General features: G+C 65.0%; 17 protein-coding genes. 8 read left to right on the top strand and 9 right to left on the bottom strand.

What is annotated here, in order from left to right:
* The first annotated feature begins 75 nt into the window (after positions 1–75).
* Complete coding sequence (locus tag BUA26_RS18500) at positions 76–1,176, top strand: acyltransferase family protein (RefSeq protein WP_072762431.1); 1,101 nt, start codon at positions 76–78, stop codon at positions 1,174–1,176.
* 44 nt (positions 1,177–1,220) lie between these two features.
* Here the strand turns inward: BUA26_RS18500 and BUA26_RS18495 are convergent, their stop codons facing one another.
* From BUA26_RS18495 to tsaA, 3 genes are all read right to left on the bottom strand, one after another.
* Entirely contained in the window at positions 1,221–2,195 is a 975-nt protein-coding gene (locus BUA26_RS18495) for a sulfotransferase family protein (RefSeq protein WP_255368414.1), read from the bottom strand.
* A gap of 165 nt (positions 2,196–2,360) precedes the next feature.
* Entirely contained in the window at positions 2,361–3,218 is an 858-nt protein-coding gene (locus BUA26_RS18490) for an META and DUF4377 domain-containing protein (RefSeq protein WP_072762362.1), read from the bottom strand.
* A gap of 278 nt (positions 3,219–3,496) precedes the next feature.
* Positions 3,497–4,033 (bottom strand): tRNA (N6-threonylcarbamoyladenosine(37)-N6)-methyltransferase TrmO, encoded by a 537-nt coding sequence (gene tsaA, locus BUA26_RS18485; protein WP_072762361.1) that lies wholly within the window; start codon positions 4,031–4,033, stop codon positions 3,497–3,499.
* A gap of 86 nt (positions 4,034–4,119) precedes the next feature.
* On the opposite strand from tsaA, the gene BUA26_RS18480 reads away from it, so the two are divergent.
* From BUA26_RS18480 to BUA26_RS18465, 4 genes are all read left to right on the top strand, one after another.
* Positions 4,120–4,494 carry a YciI family protein gene (locus BUA26_RS18480; protein ID WP_072762360.1) on the top strand — a complete coding sequence of 125 codons (375 nt, stop codon included), beginning with the start codon at positions 4,120–4,122 and terminating at the stop codon, positions 4,492–4,494.
* A 66-nt stretch (positions 4,495–4,560) separates the two neighbouring features.
* Complete coding sequence (locus BUA26_RS18475) at positions 4,561–5,094, top strand: DUF6630 family protein (RefSeq protein WP_072762359.1); 534 nt, start codon at positions 4,561–4,563, stop codon at positions 5,092–5,094.
* 67 nt (positions 5,095–5,161) lie between these two features.
* Positions 5,162–5,875 (top strand): HAD family hydrolase, encoded by a 714-nt coding sequence (locus BUA26_RS18470; RefSeq protein WP_072762358.1) that lies wholly within the window; start codon positions 5,162–5,164, stop codon positions 5,873–5,875.
* A 63-nt stretch (positions 5,876–5,938) separates the two neighbouring features.
* Positions 5,939–6,901: a quinone oxidoreductase family protein gene (locus tag BUA26_RS18465; RefSeq protein ID WP_072762357.1), complete on the top strand. Its 963-nt coding sequence runs from the start codon at positions 5,939–5,941 to the stop codon at positions 6,899–6,901.
* A 32-nt stretch (positions 6,902–6,933) separates the two neighbouring features.
* Here the strand turns inward: BUA26_RS18465 and BUA26_RS18460 are convergent, their stop codons facing one another.
* Positions 6,934–7,212, bottom strand: a complete 279-nt coding sequence (locus tag BUA26_RS18460) for a hypothetical protein (RefSeq protein ID WP_072762356.1) — start codon at positions 7,210–7,212, stop codon at positions 6,934–6,936.
* 6 nt (positions 7,213–7,218) lie between these two features.
* A complete protein-coding gene (locus tag BUA26_RS18455; protein WP_083573084.1) occupies positions 7,219–8,187 on the bottom strand; it encodes an ion channel in 969 nt (322 codons plus the stop codon).
* Between the two features lie 135 nt (positions 8,188–8,322).
* On the opposite strand from BUA26_RS18455, the gene BUA26_RS18450 reads away from it, so the two are divergent.
* Positions 8,323–8,511 carry a CPXCG motif-containing cysteine-rich protein gene (locus tag BUA26_RS18450; protein ID WP_072762355.1) on the top strand — a complete coding sequence of 63 codons (189 nt, stop codon included), beginning with the start codon at positions 8,323–8,325 and terminating at the stop codon, positions 8,509–8,511.
* 46 nt (positions 8,512–8,557) lie between these two features.
* Positions 8,558–9,037, top strand: a complete 480-nt coding sequence (locus tag BUA26_RS18445) for a putative toxin-antitoxin system toxin component, PIN family (protein WP_072762430.1) — start codon at positions 8,558–8,560, stop codon at positions 9,035–9,037.
* 9 nt (positions 9,038–9,046) lie between these two features.
* On the opposite strand, the gene pncA is transcribed toward BUA26_RS18445, so the two are convergent.
* Positions 9,047–9,700 (bottom strand): bifunctional nicotinamidase/pyrazinamidase, encoded by a 654-nt coding sequence (gene pncA / locus BUA26_RS18440; RefSeq protein ID WP_072762354.1) that lies wholly within the window; start codon positions 9,698–9,700, stop codon positions 9,047–9,049.
* A 112-nt stretch (positions 9,701–9,812) separates the two neighbouring features.
* Here pncA and BUA26_RS18435 point away from each other — a divergent pair, with 112 nt between their 5' ends.
* Entirely contained in the window at positions 9,813–10,202 is a 390-nt protein-coding gene (locus tag BUA26_RS18435; protein ID WP_072762353.1) for a hypothetical protein, read from the top strand.
* A gap of 31 nt (positions 10,203–10,233) precedes the next feature.
* Here the strand turns inward: BUA26_RS18435 and BUA26_RS18430 are convergent, their stop codons facing one another.
* From BUA26_RS18430 to BUA26_RS18420, 3 genes are all read right to left on the bottom strand, one after another.
* Positions 10,234–11,019, bottom strand: coding sequence for a carboxylesterase family protein (locus BUA26_RS18430; protein ID WP_072762352.1), 786 nt, complete (start codon positions 11,017–11,019; stop codon positions 10,234–10,236).
* A 74-nt stretch (positions 11,020–11,093) separates the two neighbouring features.
* Entirely contained in the window at positions 11,094–12,482 is a 1,389-nt protein-coding gene (cls, locus tag BUA26_RS18425; RefSeq protein WP_072762351.1) for a cardiolipin synthase, read from the bottom strand.
* Positions 12,483–12,499: 17 nt separating this feature from the next.
* Entirely contained in the window at positions 12,500–13,864 is a 1,365-nt protein-coding gene (locus BUA26_RS18420; protein ID WP_072762350.1) for an FAD/NAD(P)-binding protein, read from the bottom strand.
* Positions 13,865–13,877: the final 13 nt, after the last annotated feature.

The following is a 13,877-nucleotide window of genomic DNA, read 5'->3' as shown; positions in this document are numbered from 1 at the left end:
TGAATACGTCTTTGCAGGCCAGAAAAATCTCGCACAATGCCGGCCATTCCCTTCACCCGTCGCGACAGGATGTCCATGCATCGCCTTCCCGGCCTCGATCTCCTGCGTGCCATCGCCATCGTCTGGGTGATGCTGTTCCACTCGTTCATCGTCGGCGGGCTCGGCCCTGACTTTGCCTGGCTTTCGCGCTATGGCTGGGCGGGCGTGGACATCTTCTTCGTGCTCAGCGGATTTCTGATCGGCACGCAGGTGTTGCGGCCGCTGAAGCGTGGCGAGCCGCTGTCGTTCGGCGCGTTTTATGGGCGTCGTGCGTGGCGCATCCTGCCCGCGTTTGCGGTGGTGCTGGCGCTGTATGTGTGGTTCCCGGGACTGCGCGAAGTGCCAGGACTGCAGCCGTGGTGGCAGTTCGCCACCTTCACGCTGAACCTGCTGACCGATACCAACAACCAGGCTTTCTCGCATGCGTGGTCGCTGTGCGTGGAGGAACATTTCTATCTGGTCTTTCCGCTGCTGGCGTGGTGGCTCACGCGGCGGTCGTCGACGTTGGGCTTCATCAGCCTATGCGTGGCGGTGGTCATGCTCGGCGTCGCCTTGCGCACGACGGTGTGGCTGCACGATGTGGCGATGGATCCGCCGCGCAACTGGTTTCTGGAAGACATCTACTACCCGACCTGGATGCGGCTGGACGGTTTGCTGATGGGCATCATGCTGGCCACGCTGCGGGTGTATCGACCCCAGGCGTGGACGCGATTGCAGGCGCGCTCAAACATGGTGCTACTCGGCGGTATCGGGGTGTCGTGCTTCGCGTTATGGCTGTTCCGCGATCGCACCGGCCTGCTTGCCAATGCGCTCGGTTGGCCGTTGCTGTCATTCGGCTTCGGGCTGCTGGTGTTCGCCGGCGCGGATCGCCAGAGCCTGCTCGGCCGCTGGCGGCTGCCGGGTGCCGGCTGGCTCGCGGGCATTTCCTACAGCCTGTATCTCAGTCACAAGATCGCCTTCCATGTCGTGTCGACGACATTCGGTGCGCAACTGCAAGGACACGGCATGATCGCCTTCATGACGTACGCGGTGGCCGTGCTGATGCTGGGCGCGGCGCTGCATTATCTGGTTGAGCGTCCTTGCCTGCGTCTGCGCGAGCGTCGCGCCATCAGGCAGACTTCGGTGCCGGCGACGTGATGACGGGGCCTGGTTGAGCTGTCGCCGCGCCTGACGTCGATATCTCATGCCAAGCGCGGACTGGACGCCGAGTGTTTGCGGAGAGCCTGACCATGGTCGGTGCGGGCCGTCCTGTTGCGGAAAAGAAGGCATTTCATGCGCAGGTTGTCGTACGACTCCAGATGATCGTCGAGCCACAGCTTGAACTTCGCGGTGAACAAGTCGTCCGCCTTGTTTTTCGATGGTCGCGGAAGGCCGCTGACGGCGCCACGTTTCCAGGGTTCGTGTTCCAGATCCGCGATGGCCTGGCTGCAGGTATCCGCAAGCCGGAGATCGTGCGGCAGGCCCAGGAACTGACAGATCCGGGCCCATTCGCTGTCGGGCTCATGGACCAGGTCTTCCAGAAATACGAAGGTGTGATTGGCCCGACCGAGGCAGGTTTCATGAATCTGCATGGCGCGATTCCAGCGACGCACCCAGTGCACCGCGCCGCCGCCGAAGGCATCGTCGTCTTCGAAGCGAAGGTAGGCATCCATCAGCGAGGCCAGCACGTCCGCGCCCGGGCGTATGACGTGGATGAAGCGGGCATCGGATGCGCAAGCTTCGATTTCCGGCATGTACAGAAGATGGTTCGGCGTCTTCTCCACCCACAGCGAACAGCCGGCCTGCAGCGCAAGCGCGTCGAGCAAGTCGATGAACCTGACGGCACAGACGTTGGAGTGGAACGGTACGCGCCTGACCTGTGGGCGATTACCACCCAACGAGCGCAGCAGCGGGACGATCGATGGCCTTACTTCCTTTCGCATCAACCCGAGGCGCTGGCGCCATCGGCGTCGGCGCGGTTGCGCGCGATGATCGCCCCAGCGCCATTGCAGATCGGCGTAAAGGAGTTCAAAGAACGCCGTCTCGGGCAGCGTGTACACATCCGGATGCCTGGCCAGCATGGCCTGCACGAGCGTCGTGCCTGATCGCGGACAACCAACGATAAAAGTCCGTTGCACGGTTTGCGGGTCTCCACCGACTTGCGCCGGAAGCGACAAGCCCGGCCTCCGCATTCAAACGTTGCTCCATCCGGGTGGTTGACCTGTGAAAAACCGGAGCGCGTGATCCCTGTCGCAAAATGCTGCGAGTCGGATCGCTCCTTATGATGAAGAACAGCTAGCGACAATGCGCCGGATGCGCAGGCGGTGTCCTCGCAGCGCAGGTCATGGATGCGATGGCTGGTGCGGCGCGTCCGTCGGGTTTGACGACTTCACGTCTGGCGATTTCACGATCTCGCTTTCGACGATCATGTCGAGCACGTACGCGGTGGGCGGCGCGTCGGCGGGCGGCTGTTTCAGCGTGTAGCGCTTCACGCGCAACACGTTGCGCATGCCGGGCTGATGCACATAGCCGTCGATGTCCTGCTGCAGCGGCTGCCATGGGCCGGGCTGGCCGCTATGAAGTCCCTGCGCGTCATAGTGACGTTCACGCACCAGCAGGCACGACTTGTCCGGGATCAGCGGGTGATGGCAGGGCGTCGTGTTGGGCGCCACTTCCAGGTACACCGTTTCCCCGGGCCCACCGTAACGTGCCTCCGCTGTCTGCTTGCCGGAGAACGTCAGCGACAAGCCGTTGTCGGCTGCCAGCGTGAGCAGTGGCGTGTCGCCAGCCGTGCTCAGGATCAGCGTGGGCCGCCCTTGCAGCATGGCCTCGATGGTGGATTCGCGCTGCATCAGGGTCGGCTCGGCGCAGGCCATCATGGTATGCAGCAGCGGCGCGGTGACGAGATGGCCCTCGACGAGGGTGTAGTTGCCGTGGATGTTGTTGCAGGCGTTGCTCACACTGATCCGGTCTGCGCTGAAGTCGAGCTGCAGCGGCTGCGGTTTGCCGAACAGTGCATCGAGGCGGCGGTTGTTGCCGTCGACGGCGTCGTGCAATTGCCAGTGATAGCGGGCGAGGGTGATGGTGGATGTCGGCACACCGGCGCTGGCAGGAGCCGGCGTGGCTTCGTGCCGGGCCGCTTCGCATGCGGACACGCAGACGGTGAGCGCGAGCGGGAGCAGCAGTAGGCGGGCTTTCATGGCGAATTCTCCTTAAGGACGCCTTGATCGATTCAACAATCTCGCACGTGAACATGGCTTGACGATGGCATGGGTGTGGCGATGCCTGCCCGCAAAAAAAAGCCGCGTCAGGCCTGCGCCGGACGCGGCAAATGTTTGAACCGACCACTGCCAGTGCATCGGGTCGCCAGCGGAAGGTTCCGATTGGCCCGAGCCAAGTTAGCGGTCGCCCGTCTCACGGACTGGGATGGCGTGTGGCGATGCCGCCATTCAGCCGTATGCAAGGCGATTGCCTGCTCTCAACCCGCAGGCGAGGAACGTGGCCGGCGCGGCCCCGGCGCGGATTGCCGCCCCTGCGCCGCGTCGATCTCGTCGATCCAGCCCGCGCGCGAGGTCGGAAATGCATCGGCGTAAGGCACGTACGGCTTGATGTCGAGGATCGGAGTGCCGTCGAGCAGGTCCAGCCCGCGTACGCGCAGCGCGCGTTCGCCGACCTCGACCAGTTCGACCGCGGACAGGCCGATCGCGTTCGGCCGGTGCGGCGAGCGGGTCGCCAGCACGCTGCGCTTGCCGCCGCCGCGGGGCGGCCGTACCTCGGGCTTCCAGCCTTCGCTGCGGTGGAACACGAACACCAGCCAGATCCGTTCGAAGCCGGCCAGGTCGCGAAACGCCGCCGTCGGGAAGTCCTCTGCGAATTCGATGATGGCTTCGGCCACCTCGCCGGTTTCGGTGCCTTCCACTACCGTAGGTTGATGCGGCGCGTCGATGCGCCGTGCATACGGCGAGCGTACGAAGGCGATCGGATGGCAGGAAAACGCGCGGGAGATATCGTGCATGGTGGTCAGCGTGGCGGGATGGCGGCATTATCCATCTTTCGTACGCCTTCCCATGGCCTTATCCATCTTCCCCTGTCGAGGACGCCATGCAATACCTGGTCATGATCTACACCGACGACGCCCTGCTTGGCGCGCTGCCCGAGGGCGAGTTCGACACGCTGATGCACGGCTGTTTCAAGCATGCCGATGAATTGCAGGAACAAGGCCATCTGCACTATTCACAGCAACTGGAAGCGCCGACCACGGCGAAGACGCTACGCGTGCGCAACGACCGCATGACCGTCGTCGACGGGCCGTTCGCCGAGACCAAGGAATACCTGGGCGGTTTCAACCTGATCGAAGCCGACAGCATGGACGAGGCGGTACGGATCGCCGCGGAATTTCCCTGGTCGCGTACCGGCGCGATCGAAATCCGCCCGGTGCGCGACATGGCCGCGGTACGGCGCCGGGTGGGTGCGTGATGGCTGGCGCTTCCCCCGCGGCGGCGGACGCGCCACCATGCAACTCCTGCCCGCGGTGATCCACCCATGAATTCATCCGACGACGATTACGATGCCGAGCGTGAATTCGACGATGTCGACGAAGACTCGGTCGAGGCGAAGGTCTGGCAACTGCTGCTGCTGATCAATCCCGGCGACGAGGAAACGGCGCTGCTGCAGTTCAACGACTACCGCGAGGCGATGGCCGACGTCGATGCCGAGGAGGTCGAACCGATCGAGGTCATCGGCCGGGTGATCGACTGGCGCTCCGGCTTCATCGTCGATGCGCACGACCTGCGCTCGCTGGTGCAGGCGGTCAACGAATTGTCCTCGCGCTGGAATCTGTCGGTCGACTGGAACGGCGACCCGGACGACGACGAATTCTTCGACGACATGGATGCGGCCGAGCTGTTCTCGATTGCCTACGACCGCCTGGCCGAGTTCGGCTACACGCTGTGGGCATGGGAAACCGACGGCGACACCTACGCCGGCTGGATGACGCTGACCCGCGACGGCGAACCGCTGCGCGAACTGGCGACAGCGTTGGGCATCAACCTGCGGCTGGGCAGCGAAGTGAGCTGAGCGGCGATAACGAACGAGGGGCGGCATGGCGCCGTCGGCGACGAGAACACAGGCAGGACAGGTTTCCATGCTGCAATTGATCGGTTTCGATGGCGACGACACGCTGTGGCATAGCGAGGGCTATTACCGTCAGGCGAACGAGGAGTTCGCCTCGATCGTCGGGCGCTACGTGGATCTGGGCGACCAGCAGGTGCACGACAGCATGCTGGTGACCGAGCAGCGCAACCTCAAGCTGTTCGGCTATGGCGCGAAAGGCATGGCGCTGTCGATGGTGGAGACCGCGATCGCGGTCAGCGCCGGCCGCATCACGGCGGCCGATATCCATCGGCTGATCGAGCTGGGCAAGGACGTGCTGCAGCACCCGGTGGAACTGCTGCCCGGCATCCGCGAGGCGGTCGAGGCGGTGGCGCAGCATCACGCGGTAGTGCTGATCACCAAAGGCGACCTGTTCCACCAGGAAAAGAAGGTTGCGCAGTCGGGTCTGGCCGACCTGTTCCGCCGCATCGAGATCGTCTCGGAGAAGAACGCCGACACCTATCGGCGTGTGCTGGCCGAGTTCAAGCTGCAGCCGGCGCAGTTCGCGATGGTGGGCAATTCGCTGCGCTCGGATATCGAACCGGTGGTGCGCCTGGGTGGTTGGGGTATCCATATCCCGTATCACGTGACCTGGGCGCACGAACTGGAAAACGGCCTCGACGACAACGATCCGCATGTGCTCACGGTGCAGACGCCTTCGGCGATTCCCTCGGCGGTAGCGCAGTTGCGCGAGCTGGCGGCTTGAATCGCGGGTAGCACGCGATCCTAGTTGCCATCAGCAGGTTCACCCGATTCGGAGCGCCATGCCATGCACGCCTTGCTGTTTGAAAAGTTCGGTGGCCCCGACGTGTTGCATTGGAGCGAACAGCCCGACCCGATCCCCTCGCCCGGTCAGGCACTGGTGCGCATGCGCAGCGTCGGGCTGAATTTCGCAGACGTCTACCGGCGCAACGGAAACTATCACCTGAGCGGCAGCGCACCGTGGATTCTCGGCTACGAGGGTGCCGGAGTGATCGAGCAGCCGGCAGCTGGCGATTTGCTGTTTCCTGTCGGCACTCGGGTCGGTTTCGCCGACATGCCGTATGCGAATGCCGAGCTGGTCGCGGTGGATCTCGACAAACTGATCCTGTTGCCGGATGACATCACATTCGATATCGCGGCCGCGACCCTTCTGCAGGGACTGACCGCGCAGTATCTGGTGACCGATAGTTATCGCGTGCGGCGTGGCGATGTGGCGGTGGTGCACGCCGCGGCCGGTGGCGTCGGTCAGCTGCTGGTGCAGATGTTGAAGGCACTGGGGGCGAGCGTGCTGGGCGTGGCGTCCAGCACCACGAAACGTGCCGCGGTGCTGGCGGCCGGTGCGGATGCCGCGTGCGATTACGGCGAGCTGCTGGCGCAGACGAAGGAACTGAGCGCAGGGCGCGGTGCCGACGTGGTCTACGACTCGGTCGGTCGTACCCTGGGCGACAGTCTCGCCGCGACACGCATCGGCGGCACCGTGGTGTTCTACGGCATGGCGGCTGGCGATCCCGATCCGGTCGATCCGCGCTTGCTGATGGATCGCTCGCTGACGCTGACCGGCGGCGATCTGTGGAACGTGCTGACCAGTGCATCCATCCGCCGTGAGCGGGCGGCCGCCTTGTTCGAGCAGATGCGCACCGGCCGGTTGCGGCCGAACATCGCGGCGCGTTTTCCGCTAGTCGACGGCGCCCGGGCGCATGCGTATCTGGAAAGCCGCGAGGCGATCGGCAAGGTGCTGCTGACGCTGTGATGTGCGCCGCCTGGCGAGCGCCAGGTGCCGGGCTATGGCGGCGGGTCTGCCGGCTTGTCGTCGTCGAAGCCCGTGTAGCCGTCCGGGAAGATCGGGGTGCCGTCGTCCTCCAGGCCCAGCATGTCGGCCAGCGCCTTGGCGGCGGCGGTCTCGGCGATGGTCTTGTCGCGGAAGCTGCGGTTCTCGCAGATCGCGAAATACATCGGAAAGCCGCTCTTGCGCGGCGTGACCGCAAGATAGGCGGTATAGCGGGAGCCCTCGAGGGTGGCGCCGGAGCGGGCAAGGTAATTGTCGAACTCGCGCTCGGCCATGGATGGTTATCCTTTAGAGGAAAGACTCAGTGTATCGCCTGACGGCAGTACCGCCTCGCTGCCAAAACCGACGAGGCGCTCACCCTCATCCAGCGGCAGCACGGCGTGGAAGATGCCGTAGTCGATGATATTGAGTCCCTTGCCGTCGTCGCTGACGAGATCGAGATAGCGATGGTTCCAGCGCAGGTCCTGATGGCTCCATTGCCGGCGTGCGAGCATGGACTGCGAGGTCGTCTCGTCGATGCCTTCGATGCTCAGCAGGAAGGCTGACTGGGTGTTTTCCAGTGTTTCCAGGGTCTCGCCGTGGAGTGGGCTGGTTTCATCGATCACATGCATCAGGCTCCAGCTCAGCATGAAGATCGGATGGCGATCGCGCACCAGCTTCAGGTCGTGGATCCTGCGCAGCTTGAAACCCTCCGGCGATGTCTCCAGGCGCAGCAGATGCAATTGCGCCGACGCTTCGGCGATCAGATTCAGTCGGGTGTTTGCCGCACGTATCATCAAGGTCGGCTTGCCGTCGATGATCCGCACGATGGGATGATCGGTGAAGATAATCTTCGCGCGCGGCCGCGAGAAGCGCGAGAAGATCAAGCCGGTGACCACCGCGATACAGACCATGCCGGTGAAGATTTCCACCGTGGCCACGATATGGGCGTAGACGGTCTGCGGATGCATGTCGCCGTAACCGACCGTGGCCAGCGTCTCCACGCTGAAGAAGAACGCGCCGGCGAAACCGTGCGGATACTGGTTTGCGATGGACTGCGCGCCGAGCTGGTAGAGCCCGGCAAACAAGGTGTTGAGCAGCAGGAAGATGGTCGCCGCCAGGCCGAAGAACACCGGCCAGCGCACGGTCAGCGCGCGATGATAGATATCGTCCCAGATGCGGTGTGACAAGCCCTGGCTCACGAACGGCCGGCCGGCGATGTCGACCGTCCGGGGCTGATTCAGGAAACGCAGTATCTGCTTGGGATTCATCGCTGGCTTGATTCGCAAGAATGGATGCCGTTCAGGACAGGGGCGGCGAGGCGTATCGATTGTAGCGCGCGTCTTGTGGCGGTCTGTGCGACTGGTCTGTGGCAAGCTGCGTTATCCATGCTTCGGTAGTGCGCCATGCTTACGCCCTTCGACATCTCATGCCCGTATTGCGGCGAGCCCATCGAGATCCTGGTCGATGCATCGGCCGGCGATCAGCACTACATCGAAGACTGCCAGGTATGTTGCCGGCCCATCACGCTGAGCATCCAGATCGATGAGGACGGCGAACCGCAGGTAACCGCGGCATCCGAAAACGACGTTTGATGGGAGCGGCCGCACTCATGCGATGGTCTTGCCCGGCGCTGCTGCGATGACTCGCATCGACCATCCGGTGCCGCGCATCGTGCTGGATACCAATGTGTGTCTGGATCTGTTCGTGTTCGGCGACTCGTTGAGCTCGCATGTGCTGGCGGCGCTGCGGAGCGGGGCGGTGCAGGCGGTGACGCGCGACGATTGTCGCGAGGAATGGCACCGGGTGCTGCACTACCCGCAACTGCCGATCGACGATAGACAGCGTCCCGGGTTCCGTGACGCTTTCGACGCCTTGATCCAGTGGCTGCCGTCCGAGGCATCGACGGTAGGCGACGATGAAGTCCGCCTGCCGCGCTGCGCCGATCCGGATGACCAGAAATTTCTGGAGCTGGCGCTGGCATCGGGGGCCAGCTGGCTGCTCAGCAAGGACAAGGAGCTGTTGAAGCTGGACCGGCGCACCCGCAGCACCGGACTGTTCGCGATCCGGTTGCCGCAGTCGTGGTCGATAGCCGACGCGCGACCGCACAAGCCCGGGTGACTGCCCGCTTCAGTCTCGCCGCAACTCACCGGCTTCGGTGATCGGGAGGCCTTGCGCCAGTAACGTAGCGCGGGTTGCCGCATCGGTGTCCGGCGTCACCGGGCGGCTGAGATCCCACAGCAGGCGGGCGCGAAAACCGAGCTCCAAGGCATCCTGCGCCGTCCACAGCACGCACACATCGCGTGCCAGCCCACATACGAACACCTCGTCGACATCGCGCTCACGCAGCCAGCCGGCCAGGCCGGTGCTGGGACGCGCGCCGCCCGGGCCGTGGTTCTCGCGAAAGCCACTGTAGGAGTCCACGCCGGGATCGCTGCCTTTGCGGATCACCGCATCGAGCGCCGACCAATCGATCGCCGGGTGCAGCACGGCGCCGGGCGTGCCCTGCACGCAATGGTCCGGCCACAGCGTCTGTGGCTGGCCGTACAAGGCGAGCTGTTCGAACGCCGTGCGGCCCGGATGCGAGCTGGCGAACGAGACGTGCCCTCGTGGATGCCAGTCCTGGGTCGCCACCACGTGGCGGAAGAGGCGCGAGCGCAACAATCGGTCGATGCCCGGCACGATCGCGTCGCCCTCGTGGCAGGCCAGCGCGCCACCGGGCATGAAGTCCGGCTGCACGTCGACGACGATCAGCGCGGCGCGGGACGAGAGATGGTGGCTCATGCTGCAGTTCGCGGATGGACGGACATACGAGTCTAGCGCGGCTGCGTCGCCAGCCCGATGAGCGGCTGCAGGCATAATGCGCAGGACAACCATCGATGGAAGCCGCGGCACCATGCATTACGATCAAAGTTGGATGGGCTACGGCATCATCGGCGGCATCGAGGCGGGAATCATTTCGGCGCTGGCGGGCCTGCTGCTGTTCGGTCTGTTCCATTGGCTGGGAGGGCGCAACGACTGGAGCTATGGCCCGCAGATCGGCTGGTCGTTCCTGCTGGCGACAGTGCTGACGGCCAGCGGCGATCTGTGGGATCTGTTCTATTTCAACTACGCGCGCTTGCAGTCGCTGCAACTGCTCAAGGCCAAGCTGGCGCAGGTGCATGATCCGGACGGTATCGGCACGCGGGTGTTGTGCGAATTGCTGGGCGTGGCGCTGGGCATCTATATCGGCTGGTTGTGCAGTCGCCGGGGAGGGGATTCCGGCGACAAGCGCGAGTCGGGTTGAGACGCCACGCCGGGGCGCATGCTTCGGAGGGTCATGGGATGGCCGGTAGCCGGTGCGCGAACATCCATGGCCACAGTTCCGCAGTGGCATAAGCCGCTTCCCATGAGCCATGTCCGACGCCGGGGAACTCGGTGTAGCGGACCTCGTCGCCCCGCTTCTCGAGGGCGGCGTGCATGCGGTGCGATTCGTCCGGCGGCACGACGTCGTCGACGGCACCGTTGAAGATCCACACCGGCAGCTTGCCGATGTGCATGGCCACCCATGCATACGGATCGGTGATCCGGGCGGGAATGCCCCGCACGCGCAACCACTCCATGTCATTGGGATGGCTGATGCCGCCGCAGATGATCGCGGCGGTGGCGAACATGCCGGGATGATCCAGTGCGATCTGCCACGAGCCGTAACCGCCCATCGACAGGCCGGTGAGGTAGAGCCGCCGGCGATCGCCACGCCAGCTCGCGATGCTGTCATCCAGCGCCTGCAATGCCATCTGCTCGACCTCGCCGCTCCACTCGCTGTCTGCCGGCGCCTGCGGAATCACCACTACCGCGGGGAAGTCCTTGCCGTGCTGCGCCAGCCACGGCGGCAGGCCCTGGCTTAGCTGGCTGTGGTTGTCGTTGCCGCGCTCACCGCTGCCATGCAGGAACAGCACCATGGGCCATGTGCGTTTGGCCGTCCAGCCGTCCGGAATGAAGACCTGGTACCGGTATGTCTTGCCATGCAGCTCCAGCGAGCGCGGTATGAAGTGCGCGGGTTCGCCCGCATGGCTGGCAAGGCTGACGACCATCAAGAGAAGCAGCAGGATGAGAGGGCGCATGGCAGGAAATCCACGATGAAGTACTCCAGTTCATGATGATGCCGCGCGGTGGGCGAGCCGCATCGCCGCATCGCCTACAGCAGCGGATCGAACAGCCGCGCCACGTGCATCGCCACCCGGCGCAGGTACGGCGCATCGCGGTATTCGCGCTCGTCCACGGCCCGGGCATGGCGGAAATCCTCCGTCAGCATCGTCGCCACGTCGGCGGCGAAAGCGGGGTCGACGGCCAGCGCAGCGACCTCGAAGTTGAGACGGAACGAGCGACTGTCCAGGTTCATGCTGCCGATCGCGGCGCTGTCGCTGTCGATCAGCAGCGCTTTCTGGTGCAGGAAGCCGGGCTGGTAGCGGAAGACGCGAATGCCGGTGCGCACCGCGTGATAGGCATGCAAGGTGGAGGCGAGAAATACCGTGTGGTGATCCGGGCGGACCGGAATCAGCACGCGCACGTCGACCCCGCGCAACACCGCCAGCTGCAGCGCCGCACGCACGGCGTGGTCGGGAACGTAGTAAGGCGTGCTCAGCCATACGCGCTGACGTGCCGCGTTGATGGCGGCAGCGAAGAACAGCGAGCCGGTTTCCTGCAGATCGGCCGGGCCGCTGGCGACGACCAGCGCAGTGGCGTTGCCGTCACAAGGTGGTGACGGCAGCAGCGGAGGTCGCGTGCCGGTGATCCACTGCCAGTCGTCGGCAAACAGCTGCTGCAGGTCGGCTACGGCCGGTCCTTGCAATTCCAGCTGGGTATCGCGCCACGGCGCCAACGGCGGTTTCAGGCCCAGGTATTCGTCGCCCACGTTGAGGCCGCCGACGAAGGCGCGCGCACCGTCCACCACCACGATCTTGCGATGGTTGCGAAAATTCAGCTGCAGCCGGTTGCGCCAGCGATGGGTGGCAAACCGGTGGATCGCCACGCCGCCGGCGCGCAGCGTGTCGACATAATGCCGCGGCAGCGCATGGCTGCCGATACCATCGAACAGCACGCAGACCTGCACGCCGGCGGCCGCGCGCTCAAGCAGTATTTGCTGCAGGCGCCGGCCCAGCGCGTCGTCGTGGATGATGAAGAACTGCACCAGCAAGCAGTGCTCGGCCGCGGCCATGGCTGCCAGCATCACGTCGAACGCGGCTTCGCCGTTGATCAGCAGGCGCAGTTTATGGCCGCCGCGAAATGGCCGCCCCTGCAGCGCGCTGATCGCGGCGAAACGAGTGCAGCCTGAGTCGATGGCGAGCGTGTCCGCCGCGGCAGATACCGAGCGCGGCAACGGGCGATGCCCCACGCGATAACCTAGAAAGCGGCTGGAGCCCAGATACAGGTACGGCAGCAAGGTCACGTACGGCAGCAACAACAGACCCAGCGCCCAGCCGATCGCGCCCTGCGGTGTGCGCGTATACATCACCGCGTGCATCGCCGCGAACATGCCCAGCAAGTGCAGCAAGGCGATGCCGAGGGTGAATGCGCTGGCTGTCATCGCGGGCGCCGGCGGCGCTAGGCGCTCAGCAGCCGATCGGCCAGATGGCGCGCCTGCTGGCGAATCTCCGGCATCGCGGTGGATTCCCAGAGCGTGCCGCGCAACAGGCTGCCGATGGCGAACAGGTGCGGCCAGTGCTGGCTGTCATGTTGCAGCCGGCCATCCGTGTCGGCCTTGACGCCCAGCCCGAGTGGGTCGGCCGTGATGTGCGCATTGGTCAGCAGTTGGCTGATCAGCCGATGGCTGGTTCGACGCACGTCGGTATCCAGGCCGACGGTCTGAACGATCAGGTCGGCATTCAAGGTGCGCGTCTTGCCGGCGTGGCTCAGGTTCAGCTGCAACGCGTCGCCGAAGGCGTCCACCGACTGCACGCGTCCGCGCTGGCGTTGCAGGCGTCCGGTCTGCTCCAGCACGCTGATCGCCGCGCCCACCTGCGGCGGCATGCGGTGACGGACGCGCTCCCAGGCCCAGCGCGCATGGCGCATGAAGCGCGCGCGTTGTTCCAGCGGCAGATCGGCCCATAGGCCGGGCACGTGCGGCCGCACACTGTCGAAGACGGTGCGCCACTCCTTGCCTTCCTGCGCGATCGCCTCGCGCATCAGGTGCATCCAGTGCCGGATTTCCGGTGCGTCATGCATCGCCTCGATCAGTTCGGCGCTGTCACCGGCGGGCGCGGCGGCCGCATGCAGATGCGCCTCGGGCAACAGGCCGTGACGGGAGATCGCGATGAATTCGGTCTGCGGCCATTGCACGGAGAGGTCGAGCAGGACGTCGACCGCGGTGAGCCCCAGCCCGATCAGCACAACTTTGCGCGGCGGCTGCAACTCGCCGGCAGCGGCCAGCAAGCTCCACGGATCCACCACGTAGCGGCCGCTGACCAGTGCGCCGGCGCTGACGCCGGGTAGCGGCTGCGGCGTCAGTGCGCCCAGCGCCAGCACGGCGGCATCCACCTGGTGGCTTTCCTCGCCGTGGATCACGGTGGCGCCCTCGCGCTCGGGCACCAGCGCATCGACCGCGAATGGGATGATGTTCACGTCATGTCCGTGCGTCTTGCCCTGCTGCAGTGCGCGCGCCACTTCCGCCTCCAGATAGTCGCCGTAGCGGTGGCGCGGCAGGAAGTCGGTGCCGGAGATCGCCGGATCATCGCGCTGCACGAAGTCCAGAAAACCGCGCGGCCTGCCGGCGAACATGCTCATCGACGCTGCCCGCACGTTCAGCAGGTGGCGGTCCGACTTGGTGCTGTAGGCCACGCCGCGCGCAGACGTGCCGCCGCCCGTATACCAGTCCAGATGCAGCGGCTGCGGCGGCTTGCGCTCCAGCAGTTCGCTGAGCAGCGTGGCTGCCGCGGCACCGCCACCGATGATGGCGACCCGTCGAAACATGAAATTCCTTGTT

The sequence above is a fragment of the Rhodanobacter sp. OK091 genome, from assembly GCF_900142825.1.
In the GTDB taxonomy this organism is placed as follows: domain Bacteria; phylum Pseudomonadota; class Gammaproteobacteria; order Xanthomonadales; family Rhodanobacteraceae; genus Rhodanobacter.
Note: the sequence above shows the minus strand (reverse complement) of the source record. Positions and strands in the feature narration are given on the sequence as shown.

What these genes read in the sequence shown, in the direction of transcription:
- BUA26_RS18500 (WP_072762431.1), top strand. Translation starts at nt 76, where the DNA reads ATGCATCGCCTTCCCGGCCTCGATCTCCTGCGTGCCATCGCCATCGTC.
- BUA26_RS18490 (WP_072762362.1), bottom strand. Translation starts at nt 3,218, where the DNA reads ATGAAAGCCCGCCTACTGCTGCTCCCGCTCGCGCTCACCGTCTGCGTG.
- tsaA (WP_072762361.1), bottom strand. Translation starts at nt 4,033, where the DNA reads ATGCACGATATCTCCCGCGCGTTTTCCTGCCATCCGATCGCCTTCGTA.
- BUA26_RS18480 (WP_072762360.1), top strand. Translation starts at nt 4,120, where the DNA reads ATGCAATACCTGGTCATGATCTACACCGACGACGCCCTGCTTGGCGCG.
- BUA26_RS18475 (WP_072762359.1), top strand. Translation starts at nt 4,561, where the DNA reads ATGAATTCATCCGACGACGATTACGATGCCGAGCGTGAATTCGACGAT.
- BUA26_RS18470 (WP_072762358.1), top strand. Translation starts at nt 5,162, where the DNA reads ATGCTGCAATTGATCGGTTTCGATGGCGACGACACGCTGTGGCATAGC.
- BUA26_RS18465 (WP_072762357.1), top strand. Translation starts at nt 5,939, where the DNA reads ATGCACGCCTTGCTGTTTGAAAAGTTCGGTGGCCCCGACGTGTTGCAT.
- BUA26_RS18460 (WP_072762356.1), bottom strand. Translation starts at nt 7,212, where the DNA reads ATGGCCGAGCGCGAGTTCGACAATTACCTTGCCCGCTCCGGCGCCACC.
- BUA26_RS18455 (WP_083573084.1), bottom strand. Translation starts at nt 8,187, where the DNA reads ATGAATCCCAAGCAGATACTGCGTTTCCTGAATCAGCCCCGGACGGTC.
- BUA26_RS18450 (WP_072762355.1), top strand. Translation starts at nt 8,323, where the DNA reads ATGCTTACGCCCTTCGACATCTCATGCCCGTATTGCGGCGAGCCCATC.
- BUA26_RS18445 (WP_072762430.1), top strand. Translation starts at nt 8,558, where the DNA reads ATGACTCGCATCGACCATCCGGTGCCGCGCATCGTGCTGGATACCAAT.
- pncA (WP_072762354.1), bottom strand. Translation starts at nt 9,700, where the DNA reads ATGAGCCACCATCTCTCGTCCCGCGCCGCGCTGATCGTCGTCGACGTG.
- BUA26_RS18435 (WP_072762353.1), top strand. Translation starts at nt 9,813, where the DNA reads ATGCATTACGATCAAAGTTGGATGGGCTACGGCATCATCGGCGGCATC.
- BUA26_RS18430 (WP_072762352.1), bottom strand. Translation starts at nt 11,019, where the DNA reads ATGCGCCCTCTCATCCTGCTGCTTCTCTTGATGGTCGTCAGCCTTGCC.
- cls (WP_072762351.1), bottom strand. Translation starts at nt 12,482, where the DNA reads ATGACAGCCAGCGCATTCACCCTCGGCATCGCCTTGCTGCACTTGCTG.
- BUA26_RS18420 (WP_072762350.1), bottom strand. Translation starts at nt 13,864, where the DNA reads ATGTTTCGACGGGTCGCCATCATCGGTGGCGGTGCCGCGGCAGCCACG.